The organism is Arthrobacter sp. ISL-95 (genome assembly GCF_018613695.1).
In the GTDB taxonomy this organism is placed as follows: domain Bacteria; phylum Actinomycetota; class Actinomycetes; order Actinomycetales; family Micrococcaceae; genus Arthrobacter.
Window position 1 is genome coordinate 389,491 of sequence record NZ_JAGGPR010000005.1, and the last position, 26,640, is coordinate 416,130.

Here is a 26,640-nt window from a genome sequence, read left to right on the forward strand (position 1 = left end):
GGCGTTTCATACTGGTCCCGAAGATAAATTTAGATACTAAATCAAAGGAGTTTCGTGAGCACTTCCGCCACTCAGGCACACCGAACCGACGCAGACCGCACGTCCGATCCGAACTGGTGGCGCCAAGCGGCTGTCTACCAGATCTACCCGCGCAGCTTCTACGACGCGAATGGTGATGGTCTCGGAGACATCAAGGGCATCACGGCCAAAGTCCCGTACCTGAAAGAGCTGGGTATCGACGCCGTCTGGCTGAGTCCGTTTTATCCATCGGCGCTCGCGGACGGCGGCTACGATGTGGACGACTACCGCAATGTTGACCCGAAGCTGGGAACCCTTGAGGACTTCGATGAGATGGCTGCAGCTCTGCACGCCGCAGGCATCAAGATCGTGGTGGACATTGTTCCCAACCATTCCTCGGACCGCCACGAATGGTTCAAGGAAGCGCTGGCCTCGCCCAAGGGTTCCGCGGCACGCGACCGTTACATCTTCCGCGAGGGCCGGGGCGAGAACGGCGAGCTGCCGCCGTCGGACTGGGACTCCGTCTTCGGCGGTCCCATCTGGGAGCGGATCACCGAGCCTGACGGCACGCCCGGCCAGTGGTACCTGCACATCTTTGCCAAAGAGCAGCCGGACTTCAACTGGGAGAACCCGGAAATCCGGGAAGACTTCCTGAAGACGCTGCGCTTCTGGTCGGATCGTGGCGTGGACGGTTTCAGGATCGACGTAGCCCACGGCATGGCCAAGGACCTGTCCGAACCCTTGCCCATGAAAGCAGACCTCGAAGCCAAGGCCCACGGTACGGACGGCTTCACCGACGGCTCCCACCCGTTCTGGGACCGCGACGAAGTGCACGAGGTCTACGCCGAGTGGCGCAAACTCTTCAACGAGTACAACCCGCCGCGCACCGCCGTCGCCGAGGCCTGGGTCCACGAGTCCCGCCGCGCCCGTTACGCCAGCCCCGAAGGACTGGGCCAGGCCTTCAATTTCGACCTCTTGCAGTCTGACTACGATGCTTCCTCGTTCAGGAAAATCATCACGGACAACCTGGTGGCGGCCAAGGAATCCGGAGCATCGTCCACGTGGGTTTTCTCCAACCACGACGTCGTCCGTCACGCCACCCGCTACGGCCTGCCCAAGGGTGGTTCCGTAGCGCAGGGAACCAACGCGGCGCAGGACATCACCGGCGGCAAGCCCAAGGGCCAGGACGGCAAGGGCTGGCTGCTGGCCGGTGCCCCGGCTGAGGAGCTCGACGTCGAACTCGGCTTGCGTCGTGCACGCGCCGCAACGCTCTTGCTGCTGGCGCTCCCCGGATCTGCCTACCTCTACCAAGGGGAAGAGCTCGGTTTGCGTGAAGTCGCGGAAATTCCTGATTCCGAACGCCAGGACCCGTCCTTCTTCCGCAACCCCGGCGTCGAAATTGGCCGGGATGGTTGCCGCGTGCCGCTGCCGTGGACCGGGGAAGGTCCGTCCTTCGGTTTCGGTGCGGCTAAAGCACACCTCCCACAGCCGGAGTGGTTCAAGGACTACGCCGTGTCCAAGCAAGAGGGCGTGGAAGGTTCCACCCTGGAGCTTTACCGGAAGGCACTGAGCCTGCGCAGCGAACTCCATACCGACGAGGAACTTCAGTGGGTGGAGACCGGCAACCAGGATGTGCTGCACTTCAGCCGCCCCGGTGGCTGGCACACGGTGACCAACTTCGGCAGCGAGCCTGTAGAGCTTCCTGACGGAAACGTGGTGGTATCCAGCGGCCCGCTGGAGGACGGCAAGCTGCCTTCGGACACCACGGCGTGGATTGTGAGCAACGCCTAAGGCCTGCGGACAATACTGCGGCGCTGCGGACAATACTGAAGTATGACGAAAGCGAACGGGCGGGGACGCCTCATTTATGGCTGCATGGGACTCGGCGGTCCTTGGGACGGTACGTCCTATGGGGCGTCGGAGATCGATCAGGCCGCTGCGGTGATCGAAGCCGCGCACGGAATTGGCATTGAGCTTTTCGACCACGCGGATATCTATCGCAGCGGAAAGTCCGAGGCCGTCTTTGGTGAAGTCCTCGCCCGTTCGCAGGGTCTGCGCGAAAAGATCCGACTTCAGACCAAATGCGGGATCAGGCTGGGGGAGCGTGGGTTGGAGACGCATTACGACCTCAGCCGGGACGCCATTCTTGAACGGGTCAACCAGAGCCTGAAGCGGCTCCAAACGGAATACGTGGACGTGCTGCTCCTGCACCGACCCGATCCCTTGATGGACCCGCGCGAGGTGACGGACGCCGTCGGGCAGTTGATGGCCGAAGGCAAGGTGCGGCAGTTGGGTGTGTCCAACATGTCCAGTGCGCAGATCGCCTTCCTGCAAGGTGAGTTGGAGACGCCGATTGTGGCGAACCAACTGGAAATGAGCCTGCTGCGCCGGGACTGGCTGGAGAGCACTGTGCTGGTCAACCATGCAGAGGGCGTGGGTTACAGCTTCCCGCACGGGACTCTTGAGCACTGCAGTGCCAGGGGGATTGAACTACAGGCGTACGGCTCCCTGGCCCAGGGACGTTATACGGGTGCGCCGTCTGCGGAGCTTTCGCCGGCCGAATCTGCTACGGCGGACATGCTTGAACAGTTGGCAGGGGATAAGAACACCACGCCGGAATCAGTGCTGCTGGGTTGGCTGATGAAACACCCGGCCATGATCTCGCCGGTAGTTGGGACCACCAACCCCGGGCGCATCAAGGCATGCGCCGATGCCACTTCCGTCGCTGCCACCATGACCCGCGCCCAGTGGTACGGCCTGTGGGTGGCGGCACGGGGAAACAACATCCCCTGAACCGGTTTTAACCCAACTGAGTCGCAGTTGGGGACGTTATGAGGTCACGACGTCCTTAACTGCGACTCAGTTGGTGGCAACAGGCACACATGACTAGGAGCCTTGGCTGACCGGGGCAACCACGGAATACGTGCTGGAGTCACCCTGCAAGGCCTGGCTCGGTTTGCCATCGATACTCACCGGAATGTCCCCGGCAATGGTCACGCGGTTGAGCTTGCGCGGCTGGCCGTCGTAGTTGTCCGGGGCGTAGTGCTGCGTGATGCGGTTGTCGAACAGGACCACCTGGTTGGGCTCCCAGTTCACCCGGACAACGTTCTCCGGACGCGTCACGTACGCCTGCAGCAGACGGATGATGTCCTTGGATTCGGTGTTGGACAAACCCACGATCCTGAGCCGCTGCGCGAAGCCCCCAATGAACAATCCGCGCTCGCCGGTCAGAGGGTGGACCCGCACCACGGGGTGGGCGGTTTCGAACTTCAACCGGGTGAACTCCTTGCGACGCTCCTCCGCGTTGGAGTGCTCAAGGTTCTTGGGCACCGAGTAGTCGTAGTCGTTGGTGTGGATGGCCCACAGGTTGTCGGCAAAGCTGCGCAACTCCTCCGGGAGGTCCTTGTAGGCGCCGGCCGAGGACGCAATCAAGGTCTCGCCACCGTATGCCGGGAGGTCAATGCTGCGGAGGGTAGAGGCCTGCGGCGGGTTGACCACGAAAGTAACGTCCGTGTGCCAGTTGTTGGCCGAGCCGTTCTCGCTGTCCACGGGAAGGACATTCTCTTCCCCGTCCACCGAAGCAACAGTGGGGTGTGCCTTGGTCAGCGGCCCAAAATGCGAAGCGAACTTCACTTGGGCCTCGTCGGTGAGGATGTTGGCCTCGCGAAAAACCAAAGCCTTGTGCTCATTGAGGGCTGCCCTGATGTGGGCCACAGTTTCTTCGCTCAGGTCTCCGCTGATGTCCAGGCCACGGATTTCGGCGCCGATGCGGGATCCGAGCTTCGCGAATTCGAGTTTGGTTTCGGTAATGACGGTCATGACGTGTTCCTTACTTGTTGTGATGGTTGCGGCGGGTGCCGCGGGTGGGTCAGGAAGCGGCGGCTCCAACAGCGGTCCGCCAGCGGGAGAAATGCCGTTCAAGGGCTACCAGCAGGAAGTTCACGCCGAGCCCCAGCAAGGACACTGTGAGGATGCCGGCGTACATATCCGGGATGAGGAAGCTGCTCTGCGCGTTCACGATCAGATAACCCAGGCCAGCCTTAGCTCCCACCATTTCAGCGGCGATCAACACCAGGATGGATGCGGTGCCGGCCATGCGGATACCTGTGAAGATCGTGGGAACGGCGGAGGGCAGGATGACCTTCTGGAAGAGCCTGAAACTGTTGAGACCCAGGGAACGGGCTGCCCTGATCAGGAGCGGATCCACGGTCTTCACACCGGCAATGGTGTTCAGGAGCACCGGGAAGAACGCAGCGTAAGCAACAATGCTGATCTTGGATTCCTCGCCGATGCCCAGAAGCAGCGTGAACACGGGAAGAAGAGCCAACGCCGCGGTGTTGCGGAAAAGCTCGAGCAGCGGGTTCAGGACAGAATTCAGGCGTCCATACCACGCGATCAGCAGGCCCAGGGAAACACCTGCCACCAGTGCCGCGCCGAAACCGGCAACCGAGCGCGTGAGGCTGGCAGCAATGTGGCCCTGGATGGTGCCGGCTTCAAAAAGCCTGCCCCAGGCCACCAGCACTTCGTGCAGTGGGGGGAGGAACACCCGGGTGGAGGGGCTCGCTAAATACGTCGGTCCAAGTTCCCACAGCGCCAGGAAAGCCAGGACCGCTGCGGACTTCCACAGACCAGACCCCACCGCCCCGGTAACTCGTCGCACCAAGCCGGGTGCCGGCGTCGTGCGTTCTTCAGTTGCCGCCTGGGTAACGGAAAGTTCGACGGCGGGACTAGGGTCAGCGGCTTTGCCCGCCTTGGGCGCGGCTTCTGTTTGCGTCAGGGTGGTGGTCATCAGGCGGCACTCCTTTCGGTGGTGGTTGCCGGTTCGTCAGGCGCGCTGCCATCAGGCAGGATCTTGCGGTGGCCCGCGTCCTGGGCCCGGCGGACTTCGTCATGCAGGAGCGTCCACACCTGGTGGCGGTGTTCAACGAACGCAGGGTGAGAGCGGATGTCCTCGTCGCCGTCGCGGTCCGGGATGTTGATGTCCACGATTTCCTTGAGCCGGCCGGGCCTGGCACTCAGCACAGCCACGCGCTCGCCGAGGTACACGGCCTCATCGATGCCGTGGGTGATGAAGACGATGGTCTTTCCCGTGGCCTTCCAGATTCTGAGGAGCTCATCCTGAAGCTGCTCGCGGGTCTGCGCATCCAAGGCAGCAAACGGTTCATCCATCAGCAGCACATCCGGCTCGTAAGCCAGGCTGCGGGCGATCGCCACTCGCTGCTTCATGCCGCCGGAGAGCTCGTGTGGGTAGCGGTCCTCGAAGCCCGCGAGCCCCACCAGCGCCAGATATTCGCTGGCTTTCGCGGCCCGTGCGCGGCGATCAGCTTCTTGCCGTCCGGGCCCCCGCCCTCAAGGCCGATCGAGACATTTGCCGAAGCAGTCCGCCACGGGAACAACGCGTACTGCTGGAACACCACGGCGCGGTCCTTGCCCGGCCCGGTGACGGCTTTCCCATTCACCAGCACTTCACCGGATGTGGGAGTGGAGAGGCCGGCGAGCAGGTCCAGGAGCGTGGTCTTGCCCGAACCGCTGGGCCCCACCAGTGTGAGGAACTCGCCGTCGCGGACGTCCAGGCTGAGGGAATCGATAGCGGTAAGACGGGTGGCACTTGTTGTTTTGGTGGCCCGGACGGTGAACTCTTTGGTGACGTTCCGGAGGCTGATTTTCGCTGTCATGGCTATCCCTTCGCTGCGGCGAGCTCGTTGAACTCGTTCGTGTAGTACTTGGAAGGCGTCAGCTTGTCCTTGACGATGCCGGCTGAACTGAGCCAGGCCTCCCAGCGGGTGAAGTCTTCATCCTTGATAACGCCTGCGTCCGGGACTCCTGGGCTCTTCCAGAACTTCAAGTTGGCGGTGCTCTCATTGCGTCCGCGGCTATCGATGATTTTGGTGAAACGGGCAATGACTTCGTCACGGGGTGTTTCCGCTGCCCACTTGATGGCTTTGGCAACGCCCGTAGTGAAGGTGCGGGTGGTGTTCGGGTTCTTGTCGATGAAGTCATTGCGGAGCACGATCTGTCCGCCCGCGAAGGTTCCGAACAGCTCAACATCGCTGAACAGCGACCTCAGTCCGCCGGCCTCGACGGCCCGGTCCTGCAGCACGCTGCCGAGAGTTCCGGCGTCCACCTGCCCGCGGCGGATGGCTTCCTCAGTATCGTTCGGTGCCAGCGGGACCAACTGGACCTGCTTGATCTCGTCGGGGCTGAGTCCGTTCTTGGTCAGCCAGGTGTTGATGACGGCTTCGTGGTGTGCGCCCAGGGTGTTGACAGCGATTTTCTTGCCGATCAGATCCCGCGGTTCCTTGATGGTGCTTTCGGCTTTGACGTAGTAGCCGCTGAAGGTCTTCTCATCGGAGCCGTAGTAGTTGGTGACAGCCTTGACCGGTGCGCCGGCTTCGATGAGTTTGACCACCGCGCCGGAGAACGCGCCACCGAAGTCGGTCTGGTTGGTGGCTGCGGACTGGATGTCCTGGGGGCCGCTTGTGGTGTTTCCAACCCAGTTCAACTTCAGGTCCCCGAGGTATCCGAGGTCTGCAGCGAGTTCAGGGAAGGTGACGTTGTTGGCGGAGCCTTGATACCGAAGTTCCTTGACTTCGTTGCCAGCTTGACCGTTTTGTCCAGCTTCGGCTGCACCGCCGCAGCCGGACACCGTCAGCGCTAGTACGACGGCGGCCGCGACGCTCAGCAGGGGCAGGTGCAGTTTCATGGGAGCTACTTTCGATGGGTTGGACTCTGTTGGGTGGCCGGCTGACGCACGAGCTTGGGAACCTGTGCAACGGCATGGGAACGATATAAACCCATCCCGACGCTGGCTGGGAAGTGCCGCGGTAACGCCCGGCAACGCTGCGAAACAGCCCGAAATGGAAGGAAATCCGGGGCCATTCCCGGCAACGCTGGGACACAAAGACGCAGTGTTGAGCCCCATGAACAACAGCGACAGGCGGGCCGGATATGACTGGCGGGTACCGCCGTCGAGCGTTCATACTGCCGGACCACACAGTCATATGGGGTTTAGTTCGTATTGATCCTCACAACGGAGTGCAATTCTTCGCTGTGCGGGCTGCAGGACGGATACGGTAGATACATGACGTCTAGCATCGCCGCCGAATCAGTTCGGCCTACCCGCAATATTCCCGCCGACATCGCCCGTTCATGGCTCCTTGTGAATGCCATGAAGACGGAGCTTTTTGACGAATCCGCGGGTTCACGGGCAGACGCCATCATCCTTGACATCGAAGACGCCGTTGATCCTTCCCAGAAGGACATTGCCCGCGAGAACGTGGTCAACTGGCTGACCGCCGGCGGCAAGGCATGGGTCCGCATCAATGACGCCACCAGCAAGTTCTGGGCCGATGACCTCGCGGGCCTTCGCGGCACTCCGGGCCTGCTCGGCGTCATGCTGGCCAAGACCGAGTCCGCCGACCAAGTGACCGAGTCCTACCACCGCATGGACGGCAAGACTCCCGTTGTAGCACTTGTTGAGTCCGCCCTGGGCATCGAGGAAGCCAACCACATCGCGCGTGCGCAGGGTGCCTTCCGCCTTGCTTTCGGTTCCGGCGACTTCCGCCGCGACACCGGCATGGCGGCCACCCCGGAGGCCATGGCTTACCCGCGCGCCAAGCTGGTTGTCGCCAGCCGGGTAGGTAACCTGCCGGGCCCCATCGACGGCCCCACCGTCGGCACCAACCACCCCATCCTGCGCGAGCAGACGGGCATCACCGTGACCATGGGCATGACCGGCAAGCTCTGCCTGGCCATCGACCAAACCACCGTGATCAACGAGGTCATCAGCCCCACGCCTTCGGACGTTGCCTGGGCCACGGACTTCATGAGCGACTTCGAAGCCAACGGCCGTGTCATCCGCGATGGCTCGGACCTCCCGCGTTTGGGCCGTGCTGAGAAGATCATGAAGCTCGCAGTGGCCTTCGGAGTCCAGCCCTCCCTGTAAGCATGCTTGTCCACGGAGTCGCGTGGGATTCTCCGTCCCCTTCGCTGCGGTTGTTCACGCCGGAATCGGAGTTCACTGATGTTGCGTTGGCCCAGGGCTCAGCCCTGGGCCTGCGCGTTATCCCCGGCCTGTGGTGCCTTGGCCACACCAAAGTTCACGGCCCGGGGGATCGGACGCACGTTCCCTGCCGCAGCGGTTCTCCCGCCGAGCGTGGGAAGCAGTGCGGAGCCTGCTTTTCGCGCGACGACTCCCGGCTCATGCACGACTTCCACCGCGGAACGTCCGTTCCCACTGGCCTCCGTGCGTACCTGATGCAGCCCCACTGGCTTTATCTGGCCACCTTTGCGAACGGTGCCACCAAAGTGGGGACTGCCTCCGCACCGCGAAAATGGAACCGGCTCGCTGAACAGGGCGCTGTTCACGCGTCCTATGTGGCTCACGCTGAGGATGGCCGCGTTGTTCGTGTTCTGGAGGACACGGTCACGCGCGAACTCGGTCTCGTCCAGCAAGTCCGTTCCGCTTCCAAGGCCGCCAGCCTCGTGGAGCCGCGTGCCGGCGTCGAGCTTTTGGCGTTGAACCGTCAGCATGCCGGCCGGGTCCGCGAGTTGCTCAGTGGCCTGGCGATGACGGGTTACGCCGTTGTGGAGGAAGAGTGGGAGCGACCCGCTTTGGCGGAGCGGCTTTGTGGTGCCGGCGCCCAGGGGAGTCGTCGCCATCCGTATCCTGCAACGTTCGACGGCGGCGGGCACGGCTTGCGGATCCACTCACTGTCCGGGGCAATCGCCCTGGCGGGCCTGCCTGACGCAACGGGAAACGAGGTAGAGGGAAGCTTCGTGGCAGACCTGGGTGCGTTGAAGGGCCGCAAAATCGAGTTCGGCCCCCACACCACGGAAATCCCGGCGCTGCAGGACTCCCTTTTTTAATCCATCCGGCCTTTTTAATCCATCCGTCGAGGTCCGCCCACCCGCGAGCCCACTCCCTATGAGCCCGTCGAGGGGCGACTTCTCGACCCTTTGGGATCCTCTTTCCCGCGAGAGCTAACCCCTGGGCGATCCCCTTCCCGTTGTGGGGACCGCTCTGCGGGGTATTCCTGGGTGCGGGGGCGCAAAGCGGGCCCCACAACGCCCTGCCCCGCAACGCACCCCGTAGACTTGGACGGTGCTGGAACAAATTTGGGCTACGGCCTCCACGTCTTACAAAGTGCTGGTTTTCAGCGCCATGGGGCTGATCGCCGTCGGGCTTGTCGTGTCCATTGTGGGGAACGCCTCCGGGAACCAGGGCCTGGCTCTTGCTTCGCTGCCCGTCATTGGCGTGGGCCTGCTGCTTCACGTGACTGGACTGGTGGTTCGGGGCCAGAAGATCCGCAAGAGCTACAAGAAGTAGCGTCTTCACCTGACCAACGCGCTGCACCCGGGCTCCCGGGGCCGATAGGGTTGGAGCATGAGTATCAATCCGGACTTGCAGGGCCGAAGCTACCCTGCCGCAGAGGTATACGACGTCGGCCGTGAAAAGATCCGCGAGTTCGCCACGGCTGTAAAAGCCAGCAACCCGGCGCATTTCGATGTTGAGGCAGCCAAGGCCTTGGGCCATAGCGACCTCGTTGCCCCGCCAACGTTTGCCATCATCGTCGCCCAGCGTGCTGATGCGCAGCTGGTCCAGGATCCGGAGTCGGGCATCGATTTCTCCAGGGTGGTCCACGCCGATCAGCGCTTCACGCACCACCGCGCCATCGTCGCCGGCGACCGCCTGGTGGCCGAACTGCACGTTGACGGCGTCCGGGCCATGGGCGGGGGAGCCATGATCACCACCCGCTCCGAGATTTCCACCGAAGCCGGCGAAAAGGTCGCCACCACAACCTCGTCCATTCTGGTCCGCGGAGAGGGACAGTAACCATGAGCCCCACATTCGAAGAACTGACGGTCGGCCAGGAAATCGGCACCCGCAGCATTGATGTCACCCGCCAGGACCTGGTCAAGTACGCCGGAGCATCGGGCGATTTCAACCCGATCCACTGGAACGAAGCATTCGCTACCTCCGTGGAACTCCCGGGCGTCATCGCCCACGGCATGTTCACCATGGGCGCCGCAGTGCAGTTGGTGAGCGACTGGGCCGGCGACCCCGCCGCCGTCGTCGACTACCAGACCCGCTTCACCAAGCCCGTCCTCGTCGCCGATACCACCGGCACCGATCAGGCCGGCGCTGTCATTGACGTCACAGGTGTTGTGGGAGCGCTCGACGTCGATGCCCGCACCGCGCGCGTCGACCTCACTGTCGTGGCGGGCGGACAGAAGGTCCTCATGAAGTCTCAGGCGGTTGTGAAGGTCTCTTGAACCAACCGAACTCCTCGCAACGGCGCGCCACATCGACTGAAATGTCACGGTGGCGCGCCGCTGTTCTTGCCTCCTACGCGGCCAGTGGCATCGCCTTCGCCACGTGGGTTTCCCGCCTGCCCGCCATTCGCGACGGACTGAATCTCACGCCCGGTGGCATTGGCCTCTTGCTCATGTGCATGACAGTGGCCTCGTTCATCTCGATCTCGGCCTCGGGGCTGATTGTGCTGCGGCTCGGCCCCAAGCTGACCACGAGGATCGGCAGCAGCATGGTGGGTGCGGGCCTTGTCACGGTGGGTGTTGGCACCTCCATTGCTGCCAGCCCGCTGGTGGTGGCAGCAGGTTTGGTAATTCTGGGTTTGGGCACGGCCAGTTGGAACACCGCGTCCAATGTGGAAGGGGCCTCGCTCGAACGCGAGTTGCAGCGGCACATCATGCCGCACCTGCACGGTGCCTTCAGCCTCGGAACTGTGGCCGCTGCCGGCTTCGGCGCATGGGCTGCGGCCATCCACATGCCGGTGTTTTGGCATTTCCTGATATCCAGCGTAGTTGTAACGTCGTCCGTGGTCACCGCAACCTTCTGGTTCCGTGCAGAAAAGACCGCTGCAGCCTCGCAGACATACCGCCCTGAAGAAACCGATACCTTCCAGGATCCCTCCACGGGTCCGCTACCCATCATCTCCGGCGACCCGGCGGGCTCGCAGCCGGACGCCCAGAAAGCTGCTGCTCCGCTGGACAACAAGCGGCTGGTGGCTCTTGCCTGGCGCGACCGCCGGACTCTACTGATTGGCGTCCTGGTCCTCGGCCTGGCATTGGCCGAAGGAGCCGCGGGGGACTGGGTGGCTCTGGCGCTGGCTGACGGTTACGGGCAGTCCGATGCCGCAGGTGCTGTGGGCTACGGGCTCTTTGTCACGTTCATGACCATTGGCCGCTTCGCAGGAACGGTCATCCTGGACCGTTTTGGGCGTGTGGTGGTGATGCGCGGGTGCTCGGCCACCGCCGTCGTGGGTCTTTCGCTCTTCGTGTTTTCTCCGGTTCCGTGGCTCGCTTTTGTGGCGCTGGCGGTGTGGGGTTTGGGCGCTTCGCTCGGCTTCCCCGTGGGAATGTCTGCCGCCGCCGATGACCCGGTTCACGCAGCAGCCCGTGTGTCGGTGGTTTCCACCATTGGCTACGGTGCTTTCTTGTGCGGCCCTCCGCTCCTGGGATTGTTGGCTGAGCATTTCGGTATCCTGCACTCGCTGCTGGCGCCTCTTGTACTACTGGTGGTCAGCTTCTTCCTGGCACCCTTGGCTGGCCAGAAGGCGGCGAAGTCCGCCCAGCCTAACGAAGCCCGTTAGGCTTGATTGGTGACCCAAATGCTGCTTTCCGAACTGACCACTGCTGCCGTTGGTGGCCCCGCGGGCAACTATGTTGAGGCCCGTACCGAGGCAGAGATCATCGACGCCGTCCGGTCGGCTGACGTTGCGGGCGAAAAAATCCTGATCATCGGCGGCGGCTCCAACCTGCTGATCTCCGACGACGGCTATGCAGGTACTGTCCTGAAGATCGCTTCCGAGGGATTCACCGTGAACTCCGAAGACAGTTGCGGAGGCGTGTCGGTAGTAGTGCAAGCAGGACACAACTGGGACGCACTGGTGGAACACTCGGTGCTGCATGCTTGGTCTGGCTTGGAAGCGTTGTCCGGAATTCCGGGTGCCACCGGAGCTACCCCCGTGCAAAACGTGGGGGCCTACGGCGCAGACGTTTCACAAACCATTGCTGCTGTCCGCACCTGGGACCGCGAACGCAATGCAGTGCAAACGTTCACCAGCTCCGAGCTCAAATTCGGATACCGCGACTCCATCCTGAAGCAGACCACGGTTGAGGGCTCGCCCCGCTATGTTGTGCTGACCGTAGAGTTCCAGCTGCCATTGGGGCGGATGAGTGCCCCCATCCGGTACGCGGAACTAGCTCGTGTGCTGGGTGTCGAAGCCGGTAAGCGTGCTTACTCCAACGATGTGCGCAGGGAAGTCCTCCGTCTCCGCGCGTCCAAGGGAATGGTCCTCGACGCAACAGATCGCGACACGTATTCCACGGGTTCATTTTTCACCAACCCGATCGTGCCTGCGGATATTGCCTCCGCTCTGCCGGACAACGCGCCTAAATATCCCGCAGGGGATGACGGCCTCGTAAAACTTTCCGCTGCCTGGTTGATCGATCAGGCAGGATTCGGCAAGGGTTTCGGACTCGAAGGTTCCAGTGTCTCCGGTGGACGGGCCTCACTATCCACCAAGCACACTCTCGCTATCACCAACAGGGGTTCAGCATCGGCCTCGGACATGGTGGCTATCGCGCGTGAGGTGCGTGCCGGCGTCGTCGAGCGTTTTGGTATTGAATTGCACCCGGAACCCTTGCTGATCGGCGTTAGCCTCTAGCGCTGGCGCTTACCCGCCCATGAGGGGTTAGCTCTCGGGGCTTTGAGGTGGTCTTTCGGTTGAGATCCCGCCCCTCGGCGCCAGCTGTCGAAGCCAAACTCAGCGCGTGCGCCGCTCCGCGATCGGCAGGACCTTGTTGAGCAGCAGGAACGTAAGCCCGCAGCTGACGGCCCCCAACAGGAAGATCTGGCTGAACGCGATGCTTTGCGGTGACGGTCCGCTGGGCATGAACAGTCCGGCAGCAGCGAAGCCGACCAAGCCCAGGAGCAGGACGATCGCTCCGAGGAGGAAGCTCCGGACCTGCGCGGCGGCCGCCGGGTAGAACCAGGGCTCGGGGGCGTCGTCGTCGCGGTCGGCTACAGGCTGCGTGGCGGCGGCGGTTCCGATGAGAACCGCGGCAGCTGCAGTTGCCACCAGGCTGACCGTCTGGATTGCCTGCATTGCGGGAGAGAGGCTCACACCGGTTCCTACCGCCACTATCAGCCCGGCGGCAAGCCCGGCGAGCGTGCAGAACCAGCCGGCGGTAGCCAACCACCGGCTCATCGGCCGCACGAACGGAGCAAGATCACCAAAAAGCATGAACCCATCCTAGGATCTACTGCTGGGTGACGGCTGGGAGGCGCGACAAGGTTCCCTGTGCCGGCTGGTCCTTTTAGGATGAATCATGCCTGCCGAGAGAACCGATCCCACTCCGCGCGTCATGGGCCGGTTGCGGCTTGCCAGCCAAGGCTTGTTGGGCGACGGTTTCCCCACCGTTCCGGATGCGGTCCGGTGGATGACCTGCATGCAAGCGCAGGACCTCGGCTCAGCGTTGTGGGCGGTTGGGCAGCGCGTACCCGGCACGGCTGCGTCGGACGTTCGGGCAGCCCTCGACGCCGGGACGGTGGTCCGCTCGTGGCCGATGCGCGGCACCCTGCATGTGCTGGCCCCGGAAGATCTCCGCTGGATTCTTGGCATCACCGGTGACCGGCTGATGAATTCCCTGGCTGGTCGCCACCGTGAACTCGGCATCACGGCCGACGACATCAGCCATTGCCGGGACATCGCTTACAAAACCGCTGAGGTCCTCAAAGCAGGGGGTGCGCCGGGAGCAAGCCGGGAGCAGCTGTTCCAGGCTTTCGAGGACGCCGGCCAAATCACCAAAGCCCAGCGGGGCATTCATTTGTTGGGGAGTCTGTGCCAGCGCGCGTGGCTGGTCCAAGGTCCCATGGCGGGGACAAACGGCAAAGTGGGTGTACAACAACTGTTCGTGCCGTTCGACGAGTGGATTCCGTACTCGAGGGAGCTGGACCGCCAAGAGGGGATCGCTGAACTGCTGTTCCGCTATGTCCGAAGTCACGGCCCGGCCACCATCAGGGATTTCGCGTGGTGGAGCCAAGTTCCACTCACCGAAGCGCGCAAAGCCCTTAATGAGGTGCAGGACCGTTTGGTTGAGCTGCAGCTAGGCGGCAGCAGCTATTGGCTTTCACCGGAGGCAGCAGCAATGCTCGACGACGGCGTCCCCGGCTCGCGCTCGTTGCTGGCACTTCCGGGGTTCGACGAGTTCCTGCTCGGCTACCAGGACAGGAGCCTGGTGCTGGCTCCTGAGTACGCGGAGTTGGTGGTGCCGGGCAAGAACGGGGTGTTCAAACGGATCATGGTGTCCGGCGGCGAAGTGGTGGGAACGTGGGCGAGGACGGTGAGCGGGAAGGCCATAGGCGCCACGCCTGAGCCGTTCGCGGGGGAGCTGGGTCCAGCGGCTGAGCGCTCGTTCCAAGCCCAAGGCCGTGCCTACCTGAAGTTCATGGCAGGCTGAGCAGGCTGAGCCGGCGAAGCCGGCTGAGCCTCGAACGGGCTCGCCAAAGAAGTGGAAAACCCGCTGTTCCGTTGCGGGGCGGCGACGAAACAGCGGGTTAGCGAGGTCCTAAGCCGGGCAGGACTAGAGCTTGCCCGTCACAATGTTGAGCATGCGGCGGAGCGGCTCGGCTGCACCCCACAGGAGCTGGTCTCCCACGGTGAAGGCACTGATGTATTCCGGGCCCATTTCGAGCTTGCGGATACGGCCCACGGGGATGTCCAGTGTGCCGGAGGCAGCTACGGGGGTCAGGTCCGACATTGAGGCTTCCTTGGTGTTGGGGACAACCTTGGCCCACTCGTTGTCCTTGGCCAGGAGATTCTCGATTTCCGTCACGGACAGGTCTTCGCGCAGCTTGAGCGTGAGGGCCTGGGAGTGTGAACGCATGGCACCGATGCGGATGCAAAGGCCGTCCATGGCGATGTGGTCCTTGCCTGCGGTGCCGTTGCCGGTGCCGAGGATCTTGTTGGTCTCAACTCCGGCCTTCCATTCTTCCTTGGACTGGCCGTTGCCGAGGTCGGCATCGATCCACGGAATGAGGGAGCCGGCCAGCGGCACACCGAACTGGGTGGCGTCAACGCCGGTGCGCTGGGCAGCGAGGACCTTGTGGTCGATTTCGAGGATGGCCGATGCGGGATCTTCCAGTTCGCTGCTGACCTCGTTGTTGAGGGTGCCGAACTGGTTGAGGAGTTCCCGCATGTGCCGGGCGCCACCACCTGAGGCAGCCTGGTACGTCATGGAAGTACCCCATTCCACCAGGTTGTTCTTGAAGAGGCCGCCGAGGCCCATCAGCATGCAGGAAACCGTACAGTTGCCGCCGATGAAGTCCTTCACGCCGCCAGACAGGCCGGCGTCGATGACATCGCGGTTGATGGGGTCCAACACGATGATCGAGTCCTCGTTCATGCGCAGGGTGGACGCAGCGTCGATCCACAGGCCATCCCAGCCGCGGTTGCGGAGTTCGCCGTGGACCTGCTTGGTGTAGTCGCCGCCCTGGGCGGTGACAATAATCGGCAGCTTGGCCAGCGTCTCAATATCGAACGCATCCTCGAGCTTGCCGGGATCGCCAGCGGCAGAGCTCAGGAAGGACGGGGCGGCACCTCCTGCGTTCGAGGTGGAGAAAAATACCGGGTTGATGTTGGCGAAGTCGTTCTCGTCCTGCATGCGCTGCATCAGGACGGAGCCGACCATGCCACGCCAACCGACCAGTCCAACGGACGGATTAGCTGCTGTAGTCATTGACCAAGTCTAAACTTTCGGAGCGAACTGCCGCTGTTGGTTACGTCACGCACGCACTGCACGACGCCGCGACGTGCCCGGGAAAGAGCCGGCGGCCGCTCCAGCGGTTCTAGAAGAGGCTGTCGGCGTCGTGTTCCTGCAGAAGCACAGCTTTGCGCTTGCGCAGGGCAAAGAACGCGCCGAAGGTAAACACCTGGGTGACGACGATCAGCACAATGATCCCCGCAATTTTGTTGCCGCCCAGGATCATGGTGAGTCCCACAATGGCGGAGATCAAGGCGAAGAGCGGCAGCAGCATGTAGCCCAGCACGAACAGGGTTTCGGGTTTTTTCAGCATGCGGGCTTTCCTAGCTTTCGTTCCGGCGCCACGTGGTGAACCGGTAGTTGGTGCCGTTTTTGGCGGTGAGCCAGCCTTCTGCCGGGGCTACGGCGTCGAAGGTCCAATCATCACTGAGCTCGGGTGCGTAGGTGTCACCCTCCAGTTCGGCGTCAATGATGGTGACGACCGCCAGGTTGGCGATGCCCATGGATTGTTCAAAGATTTCGCCGCCGCCGATGATCCATACTTTTTGACCACCCGGTGCGAACTGCGATTCCAGCAGCGCGGCGTCAAGGGAGGAAACCACGACGGCGCCCTCCGCCTCGGGCGTGGAAGCCCACTCGGCGTTGCGGGTCACCACGATGTTGGTACGGCCTGGAAGGGGACGGTACTTTTCGGGGAAGGACAGCCAGGTCTTGCGGCCCATGATGACGGGGTGCCCTGTGGTGAGCTGGCTGAAATGCTTCAAATCCTCGGGAAGGTGCCACGGCATGGAGCCGTCTTTGCCGATCACGCCGGACCTGGTCTGGGCCCACACCATGCCGATGCCCGTCATGCCGGCGGCGGTCTCCTGTGTGAAGATGACGCCGGGAAGCTGCGAAGGAGTCTCGGAAGACGTGCTCATACCGCGATCGGCGCCTTAATGGTGGGGTGGTGGCGGTAGTCCACCACTTCAAAGTCATCCAGCGTGTAGTCGAAGATGGAATCCGGTGTGCGGAGGATCTTCAGCTGCGGGTAGTCATAAGGCTCCCTGCTGAGCTGCTCGGCAACCTGCTCAACGTGGTTGTCATAAACGTGGACGTCTCCGCCGGTCCAGACGAATTCGCCTGGCTCAAGTCCAAGCTGCTGCGCCACCATGCGCGTCAGAAGGGCGTAGGAGGCAATGTTGAAGGGGACGCCCAGGAACGTGTCCGCGGAGCGCTGGTAAAGCTGGCAGGACAGTTTGCCATCCGCAACGTAGAACTGGAAGAACGCGTGGCACGGGGGCAATGCCATGTCCTTGAGCTCGGAAACGTTCCACGCGGACACAATGTGGCGCCGGGAGTCGGGATTGGCAGCCAGATTGGTCATGAGCTCGGAGATCTGGTCGATGTGTCCGCCGTCGGGCGTTGGCCAACTCCGCCACTGCACGCCATAAACGGGGCCCAGCTCGCCGTCGGCGTCCGCCCATTCGTCCCAGATGGAGACGCCTTGGTCCTGCATCCACTTCACGTTCGAGTCCCCGCGCAGGAACCACAGGAGCTCCACAGCTACGGATTTGAAGTGGACCCGCTTGGTGGTGATCAGCGGGAAGCTCTCGGCAAGATCGAACCTCAACTGGCGGCCGAAAACGCTGCGCGTTCCGGTTCCGGTGCGGTCCGATTTGTGCGTGCCGTTGGCCATGACATCGCGCAGGAGGTCTTCATAGGGGGTGGGGATGCTCACGAGTCCAGCTTACTGGTCAGCCTGCCTCGAACCAGATCTATGAGAGTGTCGTCACGAATGCCCGCGTCGCGAGCCGTCCGGATCAAACCGTCGACGGCGTCCATCACCGCAGCGTCCGCCCGGACAGTGCCGTGCTGCGTCCGGGGCGGGCCGACGACGACCGTCCCGTTCCGTCGTCGTGATTCGATCAATCCCTGCTGCTCGAGTTCTTTGTAGGCGCGTGCCACTGTTCCCGCGGCGATTCCGAGGTCCGCGGCCAAGCTGCGCACTGTGGGCAGGCGGCTTCCGGGTTCCAGGGCGCCCACGGCTATCAGTGAACTGAGCTGGCGGCGGATTTGTTCGAAGGGTGGCACGGGATCGGCAAGATCCACGGTGATCCCGGCAGTCATTGGGCCCGTTCCCCAAGGTTGGCGGGCTCGGCGCGGGGGATGGTGGCAAGCAAGCTGCGGACCGGTATCACTGCGACGATCACGGCGATGGCAGCCAAGACCATGCCTACGGTGTTAGCCGGGCTGGGCGCCAACGGGTATTCGCCGCTGCCTGGTGAAAACACGCTGTACCAAGCATCGCCGGTGATCAGAAGCAGCGCGGCTGCCTGCCCCAAGCAGTAAGCAGCCAGTGTCCTCACGATTCGGTACAGGCTGATGGCCCTCAACGCGGCGTCCAGGCCGGCCTCGCCCTCACTTTCCGGGATACCACGACGGCGGCGCACGGCAATGATGGCAGCCGCAGCTGAGGCGGCAACTACCGCGGAGAGCACAAGGGCAGCCGGCCATGTCCTGGGGGCGAATGGCTGCGCTTCCGCGGCCACGGCGAAAGCCACGGCGACGGCAAAGATCAAGGCGCTTCCGATCGCGAAAGAGAGCAGCCCTCGCGAAACGGGCTGCCGCGGCCAATGGACTTGGGCTTCGGGTAGTCCATAATTTCGCGCCAACAGCATTTCGCCGGCCGCAATGACTATCAAAAGGGCGGCAGCGGCAAAGGCGGTTACGGTGGGAAAAGCCCACGGGTTAAGGGGGTGGGAGGCAACCAGGATCGCCACAACGCCCGCCACAAGTGCAAGCCCGCCCACTACGCCCAACACTGCGCCAAGGGAGATGCTGAGCCGGGCGGCCCCGTGGGTTAGAGGATCGGAACGAAGGGTTTTTGCGCTCGTGGCTTGAGGTGCTTTGAGGATCGAGGGAAGTTCAGGCACCCGCCACCACCACATTGCCGCGAGAACTGCCATGTTGATCAGTCCCAGCACGTTGAACCAAGACGACTGCCACGCCGCCCCCGGTGCCGGCTGCGATGCGAAGTTACCGGCGATGGTGGCCAGCCCGGCAGCGATGGTCGCTACGGTCCGAAGCAGCCGGTTGGTGGCGATCGTCCGGAGCGTTCGGTTGTCGTCGCCGTCGAGCGTCTCCAATTGGCGACGGCGGGCGATCAGGAGGAGCACCAGCCACGTTCCCAAAGCGAGGACAATCAAAGCCCCGCCGAGCCAAAGGGCTAGTTCCGATCCTTGAATCCGGCCGTCCTGTCCTTGGTCCATGTAACCGTTGTCCATAGGCGGCGCCTGGCCCGGCGGCGTAGGCAGCACCGATGAATGGCCGGGGAGCGTTGCAATCCAGGCAATGGCCAAGGCTGCGTAGCCGAAGATGGCTGCTGTGGTCCAAGCAAGCTTGCGCGGAAGGAAGTCCCCGATTCTCCGGATCTTAAGCTCTGCGTACCTGCTTGGTGCCTTCGGCGCGGGGTAACTTAGTTGACCCAGCGCATGGACGCCCAGGCTCGCAACAATCGGCCAGGCCAGTGCGTTGGCGATCTGGTCCGGAGTTGCAGGGGCGCTTGATCCCATGGGATTCGCACGGATGATCCCGGCGCTCATGGCACCCTGTAGGGAACTGGCCATCCAGCCAATGATGCCCACCCAAAGTCCATGTGAGGCAACGGATTGGGCATCCGGCTTGGACCAGACCTGCATCCTCAGGAACAGGTACACGATGATGGCAGCGGCCACCGGTCCCAGGAAAAACATTGTTGGCAGAACAACCACGGCAAGACCCCCACATCTTTTGTATCAATCTACTGATACAAAGAAGTAGGGGTCAAGCCGCTTGCGGGGTCAGTCGTCGAACGGCTTGACCTGCTCAACGGACACAATCTTCCGCTCGGTTCCACGCGCTACCTGGCACACAATCACTTCGCCGGGAGAAAGGAAAGGGTCGGTTGAGGGAAGCAGGGCACGCAGTGCCTGCGACATGTGTTGGCCCAGCTGCTTCACGGCCGTGGGCAGAGCCGGGCGGTGAGTGCATACGGCGATCGGCAATTGCTTGTCGAACAAAGCCTCCACCGCGGCAGCGGTCTTCTTGGGGGAGCGCTGGTGGGTGTGCTCGGTGAGTGCCTCCACCAGTTTGACCTTGGCTCCGCTGGCCTTGGCGTAGGGGGCGATGGTGGCTACACAACGCGCCCAGGGACTGGTGACAACACGTTGAGGTTTCCACACCCCCAACAGGCGCTGGACAGCCACTGCCTGCCTCTGGCCAGTGGCGGCCAGAGGACGGTCGCCCTCGGCCTTGGTCCAGGAGGACCGTGGCTTCGCTTTGGCGTGCCGGATCAATATCAGTGGCCACGTATCCAGCTCACCGCGGACGTGCGCCTTCTGAAGGTACTCCAGCGGCTCCACATCTGTTGGGTTGCTCAGGAAGCTGGCCGCCCGTTCCGGGCTGCACCACATGACGCTGTCCACTTCCTTGCCATCGGGCCGAAGCTGGGCACCGTTGACCTTGACGGCCCAGTACCTGACTACCTTCAAGCCGGCACTGACGTGGTAGTGAATTGCCGGAAGAGGTATGCCCAGCGGGGCTTGCAGGCCTATCTCTTCCCACACTTCACGGGCAGCGCACTCGGGAACTGTTTCCCCGGCGTCGAGCTTGCCCTTGGGCCATGACCAATCGTCATAACGCGGACGATGGATCAGGAGAACCTCTAGGGCACCCTTGGTGACGCGCCAGGGAATGGCTCCGGCGGCAACAACGGCCACCGGCTCGCCGGGGTGGTCTGTTTGATCCGCCACGGGGGAATCGCTGTTCAACTGTGTCCTTACCGCCGGGCCGCAGCACGCTGGCGTGAGCGGGAGGCCAGGAGCCAGGACTGCATGTCAAGCAAAGGCTTGCCCTCGTCGTCCAAATGGTGTCTGGTCCAGTGTCCGCTATTGTCCAAGTGCCAGCTGGCTGTCCCGTCGTCAACGTAGCGACGCATCAGATCCATGACCGTTGCCGTGTCTTCCTTGCTGGCCAGCTGAACCAGCGCCTCCACGCGGCGATCCAGATTGCGGTGCATCATGTCAGCGGAGCCGATGTAGACCACGGGCTCGCCACCGTTGCCAAAAGCAAAGACGCGTGAGTGTTCAAGGAATCGGCCCAGGACCGAACGGACCCTGATGTTTTCGCTGAGTCCCGGGACGCCCGGGCGCAGGGAGCAGATGCCGCGCACCACGACGTCAACCTTCACGCCGGCCTGGGAGGCCCGGTAGAGGGCGTCGATGATGGCTTCGTCCACCATGGAGTTGACCTTGATCTGCACCAATCCGGGAGCGCCGGCCTGGGCCCTGCGGATTTCGCCTTCAATCCTGTCCATCAAGCCGGCCCGCACCGATCGCGGCGCAACGAGCAACCTCTTGAACGTGGACTTCGGGGCGTAGCCGGAGAGCTGGTTGAACAGCTTGGACAGGTCCTCGCCCACTTGCTCATTGGCAGTGAGCAAGCCGAGGTCTTCATAGTAGCGGGCTGTGCGTGGGTGGTAGTTGCCGGTGCCGATGTGGCAGTAGCGGCGGAGGCCGTCCACTTCCTGTCGAACCACCAGGGACAACTTGCAGTGAGTTTTCAGGCCCACGATGCCATACACCACGTGGACGCCTGCTTGCTCGAGCTTTCGCGCCCAGGAAATGTTGGCCTGCTCGTCAAAGCGGGCCTTGATCTCCACGAGGGCCAGGACCTGCTTGCCTGCTTCCGCGGCGTCGATCAAGGCATCAACGATGGGAGAGTCGCCGGATGTCCGGTACAGGGTCTGCTTGATGGCCTGCACCTTGGGATCCGCGGCCGCTTGCTCCAGGAAAGCCTGCACGGAAGTGGAGAACGAGTCATACGGGTGGTGCAGGAGGATGTCCCTGCGCCGCATGGCGGCAAAGACGTTTGCTGCCTTGGACGTTTCGGACTCGTTGAGGTACCGCGAGGTGTGCGGCACGTGCTTGGGGTAGTGCAGATCGGCGCGGTCTATGGCGCTGATCGCGGAGAGTCCACGGAGATCCAGCGGTGCTGGTACGGAGTAGACCTCGGACTCTTCAACCCCGAGCTCCCGGATAAGCAGCGCCTTGATGTTCGGGTTGATGTCAGTGGTGACTTCAAGCCGCACCGGCGGGCCGAAGCGCCGGCGCAGGAGTTCCTTCTCCAAAGCTTGCAGCAGGTTCTCGGCGTCGTCCTCTTCTACTTCCAGGTCCTCGTTACGGGTGACGCGGAAGGTGTGGTGCTCCAGGACTTCCATGCCCGGGAACAGCTTGTCCAGGTGGACAGCGATGACTTCTTCCAAAGCGATGAACCGCGCCACCCGGCCCGGGATAGCGCCTGCACGCGGTCCGTCCACGGAAATGAGACGGGGCAGCTGGTCCGGCACCTTAACGCGGGCGAAGAGTTCCTTGTCGCTGATCGGGTTGCTCACAATCACCGCGAGGTTAAGGGAAAGGCCCGAAATGTAGGGGAAGGGGTGGGCCGGGTCCACAGCCAGCGGCGTCAGGATGGGGAACACCTTCTCCTGGAACATGATGCTGATCCGGTGCCGGGCATCTTCATCCAGTTCATGCCAGTGCATGATGTGGATGTGCTCGTAGGCCAGGGCGGGACGGATCTGTTCGGCGAAGACCCGTGCATGGCGTTCCTGCAGCTTGTGGGCCTCTTCGCTGATCTGTTCCAGCACCTCAATGGGGCTCAGTCCCGCAGGGGAGGGGACGGCGAGTCCGGTGGCGATACGGCGCTTGAGGCCGGCCACGCGCACCATGAAGAACTCGTCCAGGTTGGAGGCGAAGATAGACAGGAAGCTGACGCGTTCCAGCAGGAAGAGGTCAGGATCTTCAGCGAGCTCCAGCACACGGGAGTTGAATGCCAGCCAGCTGAGCTCGCGGTCCAGGAAGCGGTCCGGGGAGATGTCGCCTTCGGGCTCCAGGCTCGGCGCGAACTCCGGAATATCGATGCGGTCCTGGGTGGCTCGCGAGGCCGGCACTTCCGATGACCCGAAGCGTGGGGGCAGGGTTGCGCCCTTCGAGGTGGATCCGGCGGTGCCGACGGGGTCCGGCTGCATGGGGTTCTCCTAAGCTCAGGACGGGGGTTTCCTCCCACATTACAAGCAATTCCGACGCTCGAATCCAAGATGTCACCTGCTTTCCGGCAAGTGATCCCGTCAGGTTAATTTTTGGTTAAAAGGCCATACATCACATCTGTGTCCCAGCGGATAAAGCCCAGTTTCTGATATAGAGCTACTGCTGCCTCGTTGTCGGCGTCCACGTAGAGCATCACGGCATGCAGACCCAGGCCTTGGAGGTGTTTGATGCCCGCGACGGTGAGGGCCTTGCCCAGGCCCAAACCCTGCGCCGCAGGAGTCACACCCACCACGTAGACCTCGCCCATTGCCGGGTGCGGACCTTGCTGTGGGTGGACCTTGGTCCAGTGGAATCCCAACAGCTCGCCTTCAGTATTCACAGCCAAAAGGAAACCTTCCGGATCGAACCACTCTTCAGCCTTACGAGCCTCAAGGTCCGCCAATGTCATGGAACCTTGTTCGGGGTGATGGGAAAACGCGGCCCTGTTGGCCGCGAGCCACGCCTGCTCATCCTGGCCCGGCACGAAGGCGCGGAGCGAAACACCGTCCGGAAGTCCGGCGTCGGGTAGTTCAGCGGTGGAAGACATCAGCCGCATCTTCCACAGTTCACGCGCAGGACCGTAACCGAAGCGCGTGGCCAGCTCGGCGGCGGCCTCGTGGTTGCCATGCGACCACGCACTCAACCCGTTGAGGCCCCGCTTGCCTTGCAGGGCGCTCAAGAGCTTCCCGGCCACGCCCTGGTTGCGGTAGCTGGGGTGGACGGCCAACTCCAGCACGCCGCTTCCGTTTTCACTTTCGACGACGACGGCGACGCCCGCCAGGTCGTCGGCAGTGGCCGGATCTGCGTCCTCATCAGGGGCGTACAGGACGAAGGAGAGTACGGAGTGGTCCCCGGCATCCACACCGCGCAGCATGACCAACGTCTGCTCGGAGAACGGGGGGTTCCCGTCGGACTCCCCGGCGGCAGCGGCAAGGGACGTGACGTCCCTGAGGAGTTCGGTGTCCAAGGCGCCATCGATGATCAGTACGGGCCAGTTTTCCGGGTGCGCGTGACTCATGATGCAAGGCTATACGTCCGGCGCAAGCCGCGTGATTTGTAGTCCCCGGAAATGGGAGGTAGTCTCATTATCTCGTTCGGCTTTGCGGTTCATCCATGAGTCAGCGCAGGGGGGATCCACCAGTGGGGTGGCCTCGATACGTTCGACCCGTATGTCCTCCACCAAGAACTACAGAGAAAAGGCCAGAATCCGTGCGGATCCTGGCCTTTTTCTTGTCTAATCCCGTGTTTGCTCCGAGCGCCGATCAGGCTTCGGACAACTCTTCGTCCGTAAGGCGGACAAGGGTAAGCCGGTAGCCAACGTTGCGGACCGTGCTGATCAGGTTCTCGTGATCCACGCCGAGCTTGGCACGAAGCCGCCGGATGTGGACATCCACCGTCCGGGTGCCTCCGTAGTAGTCGTAGCCCCAGACCTCCGTCAGTAGCTGCTGGCGGGTGAACACCCTGCCCGGGTGCTGCGCGAGGTACTTCAGGAGCTCGAACTCCTTGAACGTCAGGTTCAGAGGCTGGCCGCTAACACGGGCGGTGTAGCTTGCTTCATCAATCACGACGCCGGCGGCCCGGATTTCGGTCTGGGTTTCCTCTTCGCCGGGCACGGCACGCGCCATTGCCAGCCTGATGCGGGCCTCGACTTCCGCAGGCCCGGCCGACTCCAACACGATGTCATCCACGGCCCACGCGGACGAGACGGCTGCCATGCCGCCTTCGGTAAGGATCAGCATGAGCGGCGCGCTAAGGCCGGTGGCCTTCAGCAACTGTGTGAGCGAGCGGGCGCCCACCAAATCCTTGCGGGCGTCCAGGAAGACGATGTCCGTGGGGTCGGTTTCCAGTAGCGCGGTGGGTTCTGCCGGGAGGATGTGCACGCGGTGGTTCAGCAACTCCAAGGCAGGCAAAATGTCCACCGAAGAGCCGGTGCTGTTCGTTAGGAGCAGGATGTGCGACATAGTTCCTCCAATGGGCTGTACGCGCATCATCGGGCGTCGAAACCGGAGTCTCACCGGTCGGTCACAACGCATGGCCGGCCTCTCCCGTTGTAACGGGATCGCGGCAAACACACTGCGCTGTTGAAGTCTGAGTATACCCATCAGTGCCTTGGGACACATGGATTCGTGACAGCCAAGCGCTGGAATTACGACATATTGGGCCGGCTTAAGGCAGGATTGTCGAGAGGTCGTAAGGCACATCGGATTGAGGTCGGCACACAGTGAAGTCTTGGAGCATCGGGGTATTTGGACTCGTGGCGCTCGCAGCCATCGTGGCCAGCACCTTCGTTTCCCGGGAAGCCATGGTGGGTGCAGGCATCGCGGCGTCCGCGGCCGTGGGGATCGGCTGGCCGCATTTCCTGGCTGTTCCCGCCAAAAAAACGCTGGCCGCGGTTATTGGCCTTTCCGGCGCGGGTTCGGCTGTGGCTGCCGCCTATATGCCGGCGCCCGGATTCCTGGACGGTACACCGGCATTCGTGGCCCTGGGCGTGATGGCGGTGTTCGTGGTCCAGCTGATCCGGGGCACAGGGCAGGCCCAACGCCTGGAGTCTACTCTTGGCTGCTCCGCAGGTGTGTTGCTGAATTGCCTGGGCGCGGGGTGGATCGCCAGTGCGCGGTTCAACGGCGTCAGGGAGATGGTCCTCGTGGCAGGCCTCAGCGCGGCAGTGGCGCTGATGGTGGGAATCATTCGCTGGCCGGACCGCATTGTGGCTCCCCTCGGCGTGGTGATGGCCGGACTCATGGGACCGCTGGCAGGTCTGGTCTTCTCGGATATCGCCGTGCTTCCCGCAGCGTTGGTGGGCGTGGTGGTGGGATCTGTGCTGGTGTGTTTCCGTCGGATGACCACCCTCCGGCGCGGGCGACTCAATATCCCGGCAGCGGTAGGAATGGGCGTCGCGCCCGTTTGGGCTGTGGGGGCCTTGGCTTACTTCATAGACAAACTACTCATCTACTAACGGTTAGGATTGCATCATGTCTGTACTCGCATTTGAAATCTTCTTCCTCGTCCTCCTTGGCCTGGCCAGCGTCGCCATGGCTTGGTTTGCGGGTTTTGTCGTCTACCGTCTTTTCAAGGGCCAGAAGTAACCCTTCTGATCCTGCAGCCCAACAGAGGTAATCGCTGTGCCTATTGAGATCCCTACAGATCTGACGCCTGAACTCGTCCCCCTTTCCTGGCTCATTGGTGAGTGGGAAGGCCGCGGCCGGCTCGGCAGCGGAGACGAGGATTCCGAGCATTTCGTCCAGCACGTGTCCTTCACCCACAACGGGCTCCCGTACTTGCAGTACAGAGCCGAGACCTGGCTCAGTGATGACGCCGGCGAAAAGTTGCGGCCTTTGACCGTTGAGACGGGGTTCTGGGCTTTGGAACGGAAGCTTGAAGAGGGCGACGGCGGCCCCGGCCTTATTCCGGCCGACATCGTCCCCGTCCTCAAGACGGCCGACGAAGTCGAGGAGCGTCGCAACAAGGAGGGCGGTTTCGACATCTCGGTGTCGATCTCCCATCCTGGCGGAATTACCGAGCTCTACTATGGCCAAATCAAGGGACCCCAGATCCAGCTGAGCACCGACATGGTGATGCGTGGAAGCCACTCGAAGGAGTACACGGCGGCGACGCGGATCTTCGGCTTGGTTGACGGCAACCTCCTGTGGCGCTGGGACGTCGCTGCCAGTGGCAAAGCTCTTGAAGCGCACGCCTCGGCATTCCTCAACAAGGTTTCCTGACTCGAGGC

General features: G+C 62.7%; 26 protein-coding genes and 1 pseudogene. 12 read left to right on the plus strand and 15 right to left on the minus strand.

Features of this window, described 5'->3' with window-relative positions:
• Positions 1–54: 54 nt before the first annotated feature.
• A complete protein-coding gene (locus J7I86_RS07985) occupies positions 55–1,809 on the plus strand; it encodes a glycoside hydrolase family 13 protein (RefSeq protein WP_214818880.1) in 1,755 nt (584 codons plus the stop codon).
• A gap of 42 nt (positions 1,810–1,851) precedes the next feature.
• Positions 1,852–2,811 (plus strand): aldo/keto reductase family oxidoreductase, encoded by a 960-nt coding sequence (locus J7I86_RS07990; protein WP_214818888.1) that lies wholly within the window; start codon positions 1,852–1,854, stop codon positions 2,809–2,811.
• A gap of 93 nt (positions 2,812–2,904) precedes the next feature.
• Here the strand turns inward: J7I86_RS07990 and J7I86_RS07995 are convergent, their stop codons facing one another.
• The 4 genes and pseudogenes from J7I86_RS07995 to J7I86_RS08010 form a co-directional block, all read right to left on the minus strand.
• A complete protein-coding gene (locus tag J7I86_RS07995) occupies positions 2,905–3,837 on the minus strand; it encodes a TauD/TfdA family dioxygenase (RefSeq protein ID WP_214818890.1) in 933 nt (310 codons plus the stop codon).
• A gap of 49 nt (positions 3,838–3,886) precedes the next feature.
• Positions 3,887–4,807, minus strand: a complete 921-nt coding sequence (locus J7I86_RS08000) for an ABC transporter permease (protein ID WP_214818892.1) — start codon at positions 4,805–4,807, stop codon at positions 3,887–3,889.
• Positions 4,807–5,693, minus strand: a pseudogene (locus J7I86_RS23245) (ABC transporter ATP-binding protein). The gene J7I86_RS08000 and the pseudogene J7I86_RS23245 overlap by 1 nt, the downstream one beginning before the upstream one ends.
• A gap of 2 nt (positions 5,694–5,695) precedes the next feature.
• A complete protein-coding gene (locus tag J7I86_RS08010) occupies positions 5,696–6,721 on the minus strand; it encodes an ABC transporter substrate-binding protein (RefSeq protein WP_214818900.1) in 1,026 nt (341 codons plus the stop codon).
• Between the two features lie 378 nt (positions 6,722–7,099).
• On the opposite strand from J7I86_RS08010, the gene J7I86_RS08015 reads away from it, so the two are divergent.
• The 7 genes from J7I86_RS08015 (at position 7,100) to J7I86_RS08045 (ending at position 12,707) form a co-directional block, all read left to right on the plus strand.
• Positions 7,100–7,963 (plus strand): CoA ester lyase, encoded by an 864-nt coding sequence (locus J7I86_RS08015; protein ID WP_214818903.1) that lies wholly within the window; start codon positions 7,100–7,102, stop codon positions 7,961–7,963.
• A gap of 2 nt (positions 7,964–7,965) precedes the next feature.
• Positions 7,966–8,886, plus strand: a complete 921-nt coding sequence (locus J7I86_RS08020; RefSeq protein WP_214818904.1) for a DUF2797 domain-containing protein — start codon at positions 7,966–7,968, stop codon at positions 8,884–8,886.
• A 235-nt stretch (positions 8,887–9,121) separates the two neighbouring features.
• The gene (locus J7I86_RS08025) at positions 9,122–9,346 is read left to right on the plus strand and encodes a DUF3188 domain-containing protein (RefSeq protein ID WP_214818907.1); all 225 of its coding nucleotides are present in this window, start codon (positions 9,122–9,124) and stop codon (positions 9,344–9,346) included.
• Between the two features lie 57 nt (positions 9,347–9,403).
• A complete protein-coding gene (locus J7I86_RS08030) occupies positions 9,404–9,853 on the plus strand; it encodes a MaoC family dehydratase N-terminal domain-containing protein (protein WP_214818909.1) in 450 nt (149 codons plus the stop codon).
• Positions 9,854–9,855: 2 nt separating this feature from the next.
• Positions 9,856–10,293 (plus strand): MaoC family dehydratase, encoded by a 438-nt coding sequence (locus tag J7I86_RS08035; protein ID WP_214818911.1) that lies wholly within the window; start codon positions 9,856–9,858, stop codon positions 10,291–10,293.
• 41 nt (positions 10,294–10,334) lie between these two features.
• On the plus strand, positions 10,335–11,630 hold the full coding sequence (locus J7I86_RS08040) for a sugar MFS transporter (protein ID WP_286179478.1): 1,296 nt from the start codon (positions 10,335–10,337) through the stop codon (positions 11,628–11,630).
• Between the two features lie 9 nt (positions 11,631–11,639).
• A complete protein-coding gene (locus J7I86_RS08045; RefSeq protein WP_214818915.1) occupies positions 11,640–12,707 on the plus strand; it encodes a UDP-N-acetylmuramate dehydrogenase in 1,068 nt (355 codons plus the stop codon).
• Between the two features lie 99 nt (positions 12,708–12,806).
• On the opposite strand, the gene J7I86_RS08050 is transcribed toward J7I86_RS08045, so the two are convergent.
• Positions 12,807–13,286, minus strand: coding sequence for a hypothetical protein (locus J7I86_RS08050; RefSeq protein WP_214818917.1), 480 nt, complete (start codon positions 13,284–13,286; stop codon positions 12,807–12,809).
• A gap of 85 nt (positions 13,287–13,371) precedes the next feature.
• Between J7I86_RS08050 and J7I86_RS08055 the strand changes: the two genes are divergently transcribed.
• A complete protein-coding gene (locus J7I86_RS08055) occupies positions 13,372–14,502 on the plus strand; it encodes a winged helix DNA-binding domain-containing protein (protein ID WP_214818919.1) in 1,131 nt (376 codons plus the stop codon).
• 123 nt (positions 14,503–14,625) lie between these two features.
• Here the strand turns inward: J7I86_RS08055 and asd are convergent, their stop codons facing one another.
• The 10 genes from asd to J7I86_RS08105 all read right to left on the minus strand — a co-directional run bounded on the left by asd (position 14,626) and on the right by J7I86_RS08105 (position 24,871).
• Positions 14,626–15,780 (minus strand): aspartate-semialdehyde dehydrogenase, encoded by a 1,155-nt coding sequence (gene asd, locus J7I86_RS08060; protein ID WP_214818921.1) that lies wholly within the window; start codon positions 15,778–15,780, stop codon positions 14,626–14,628.
• Positions 15,781–15,889: 109 nt separating this feature from the next.
• Entirely contained in the window at positions 15,890–16,117 is a 228-nt protein-coding gene (locus J7I86_RS08065) for an NF038396 family protein (RefSeq protein WP_214818923.1), read from the minus strand.
• Between the two features lie 10 nt (positions 16,118–16,127).
• Positions 16,128–16,724, minus strand: coding sequence for a dihydrofolate reductase (locus tag J7I86_RS08070; RefSeq protein ID WP_214818929.1), 597 nt, complete (start codon positions 16,722–16,724; stop codon positions 16,128–16,130).
• On the minus strand, positions 16,721–17,524 hold the full coding sequence (locus tag J7I86_RS08075; protein WP_214818930.1) for a thymidylate synthase: 804 nt from the start codon (positions 17,522–17,524) through the stop codon (positions 16,721–16,723). Before J7I86_RS08075 ends, J7I86_RS08070 begins: the two co-directional genes overlap by 4 nt.
• Complete coding sequence (locus J7I86_RS08080) at positions 17,521–17,913, minus strand: GntR family transcriptional regulator (RefSeq protein WP_214818933.1); 393 nt, start codon at positions 17,911–17,913, stop codon at positions 17,521–17,523. Before J7I86_RS08080 ends, J7I86_RS08075 begins: the two co-directional genes overlap by 4 nt.
• Positions 17,910–19,538, minus strand: a complete 1,629-nt coding sequence (locus tag J7I86_RS08085) for a hypothetical protein (protein ID WP_214818934.1) — start codon at positions 19,536–19,538, stop codon at positions 17,910–17,912. Before J7I86_RS08085 ends, J7I86_RS08080 begins: the two co-directional genes overlap by 4 nt.
• An 87-nt stretch (positions 19,539–19,625) precedes the next feature.
• Positions 19,626–20,594: an NUDIX hydrolase gene (locus J7I86_RS08090; RefSeq protein ID WP_214818935.1), complete on the minus strand. Its 969-nt coding sequence runs from the start codon at positions 20,592–20,594 to the stop codon at positions 19,626–19,628.
• 8 nt (positions 20,595–20,602) lie between these two features.
• Complete coding sequence (locus J7I86_RS08095) at positions 20,603–22,852, minus strand: RNA degradosome polyphosphate kinase (protein ID WP_214818936.1); 2,250 nt, start codon at positions 22,850–22,852, stop codon at positions 20,603–20,605.
• A 104-nt stretch (positions 22,853–22,956) separates the two neighbouring features.
• Positions 22,957–23,928: a mycothiol synthase gene (gene mshD / locus J7I86_RS08100; protein WP_214818940.1), complete on the minus strand. Its 972-nt coding sequence runs from the start codon at positions 23,926–23,928 to the stop codon at positions 22,957–22,959.
• A 244-nt stretch (positions 23,929–24,172) separates the two neighbouring features.
• The gene (locus J7I86_RS08105) at positions 24,173–24,871 is read right to left on the minus strand and encodes a response regulator transcription factor (protein WP_214818942.1); all 699 of its coding nucleotides are present in this window, start codon (positions 24,869–24,871) and stop codon (positions 24,173–24,175) included.
• 260 nt (positions 24,872–25,131) lie between these two features.
• Between J7I86_RS08105 and J7I86_RS08110 the strand changes: the two genes are divergently transcribed.
• Positions 25,132–25,866: a permease gene (locus J7I86_RS08110; protein ID WP_214818944.1), complete on the plus strand. Its 735-nt coding sequence runs from the start codon at positions 25,132–25,134 to the stop codon at positions 25,864–25,866.
• A 166-nt stretch (positions 25,867–26,032) separates the two neighbouring features.
• Complete coding sequence (locus tag J7I86_RS08115) at positions 26,033–26,632, plus strand: FABP family protein (RefSeq protein ID WP_142938340.1); 600 nt, start codon at positions 26,033–26,035, stop codon at positions 26,630–26,632.
• Positions 26,633–26,640 lie beyond the last annotated feature (8 nt).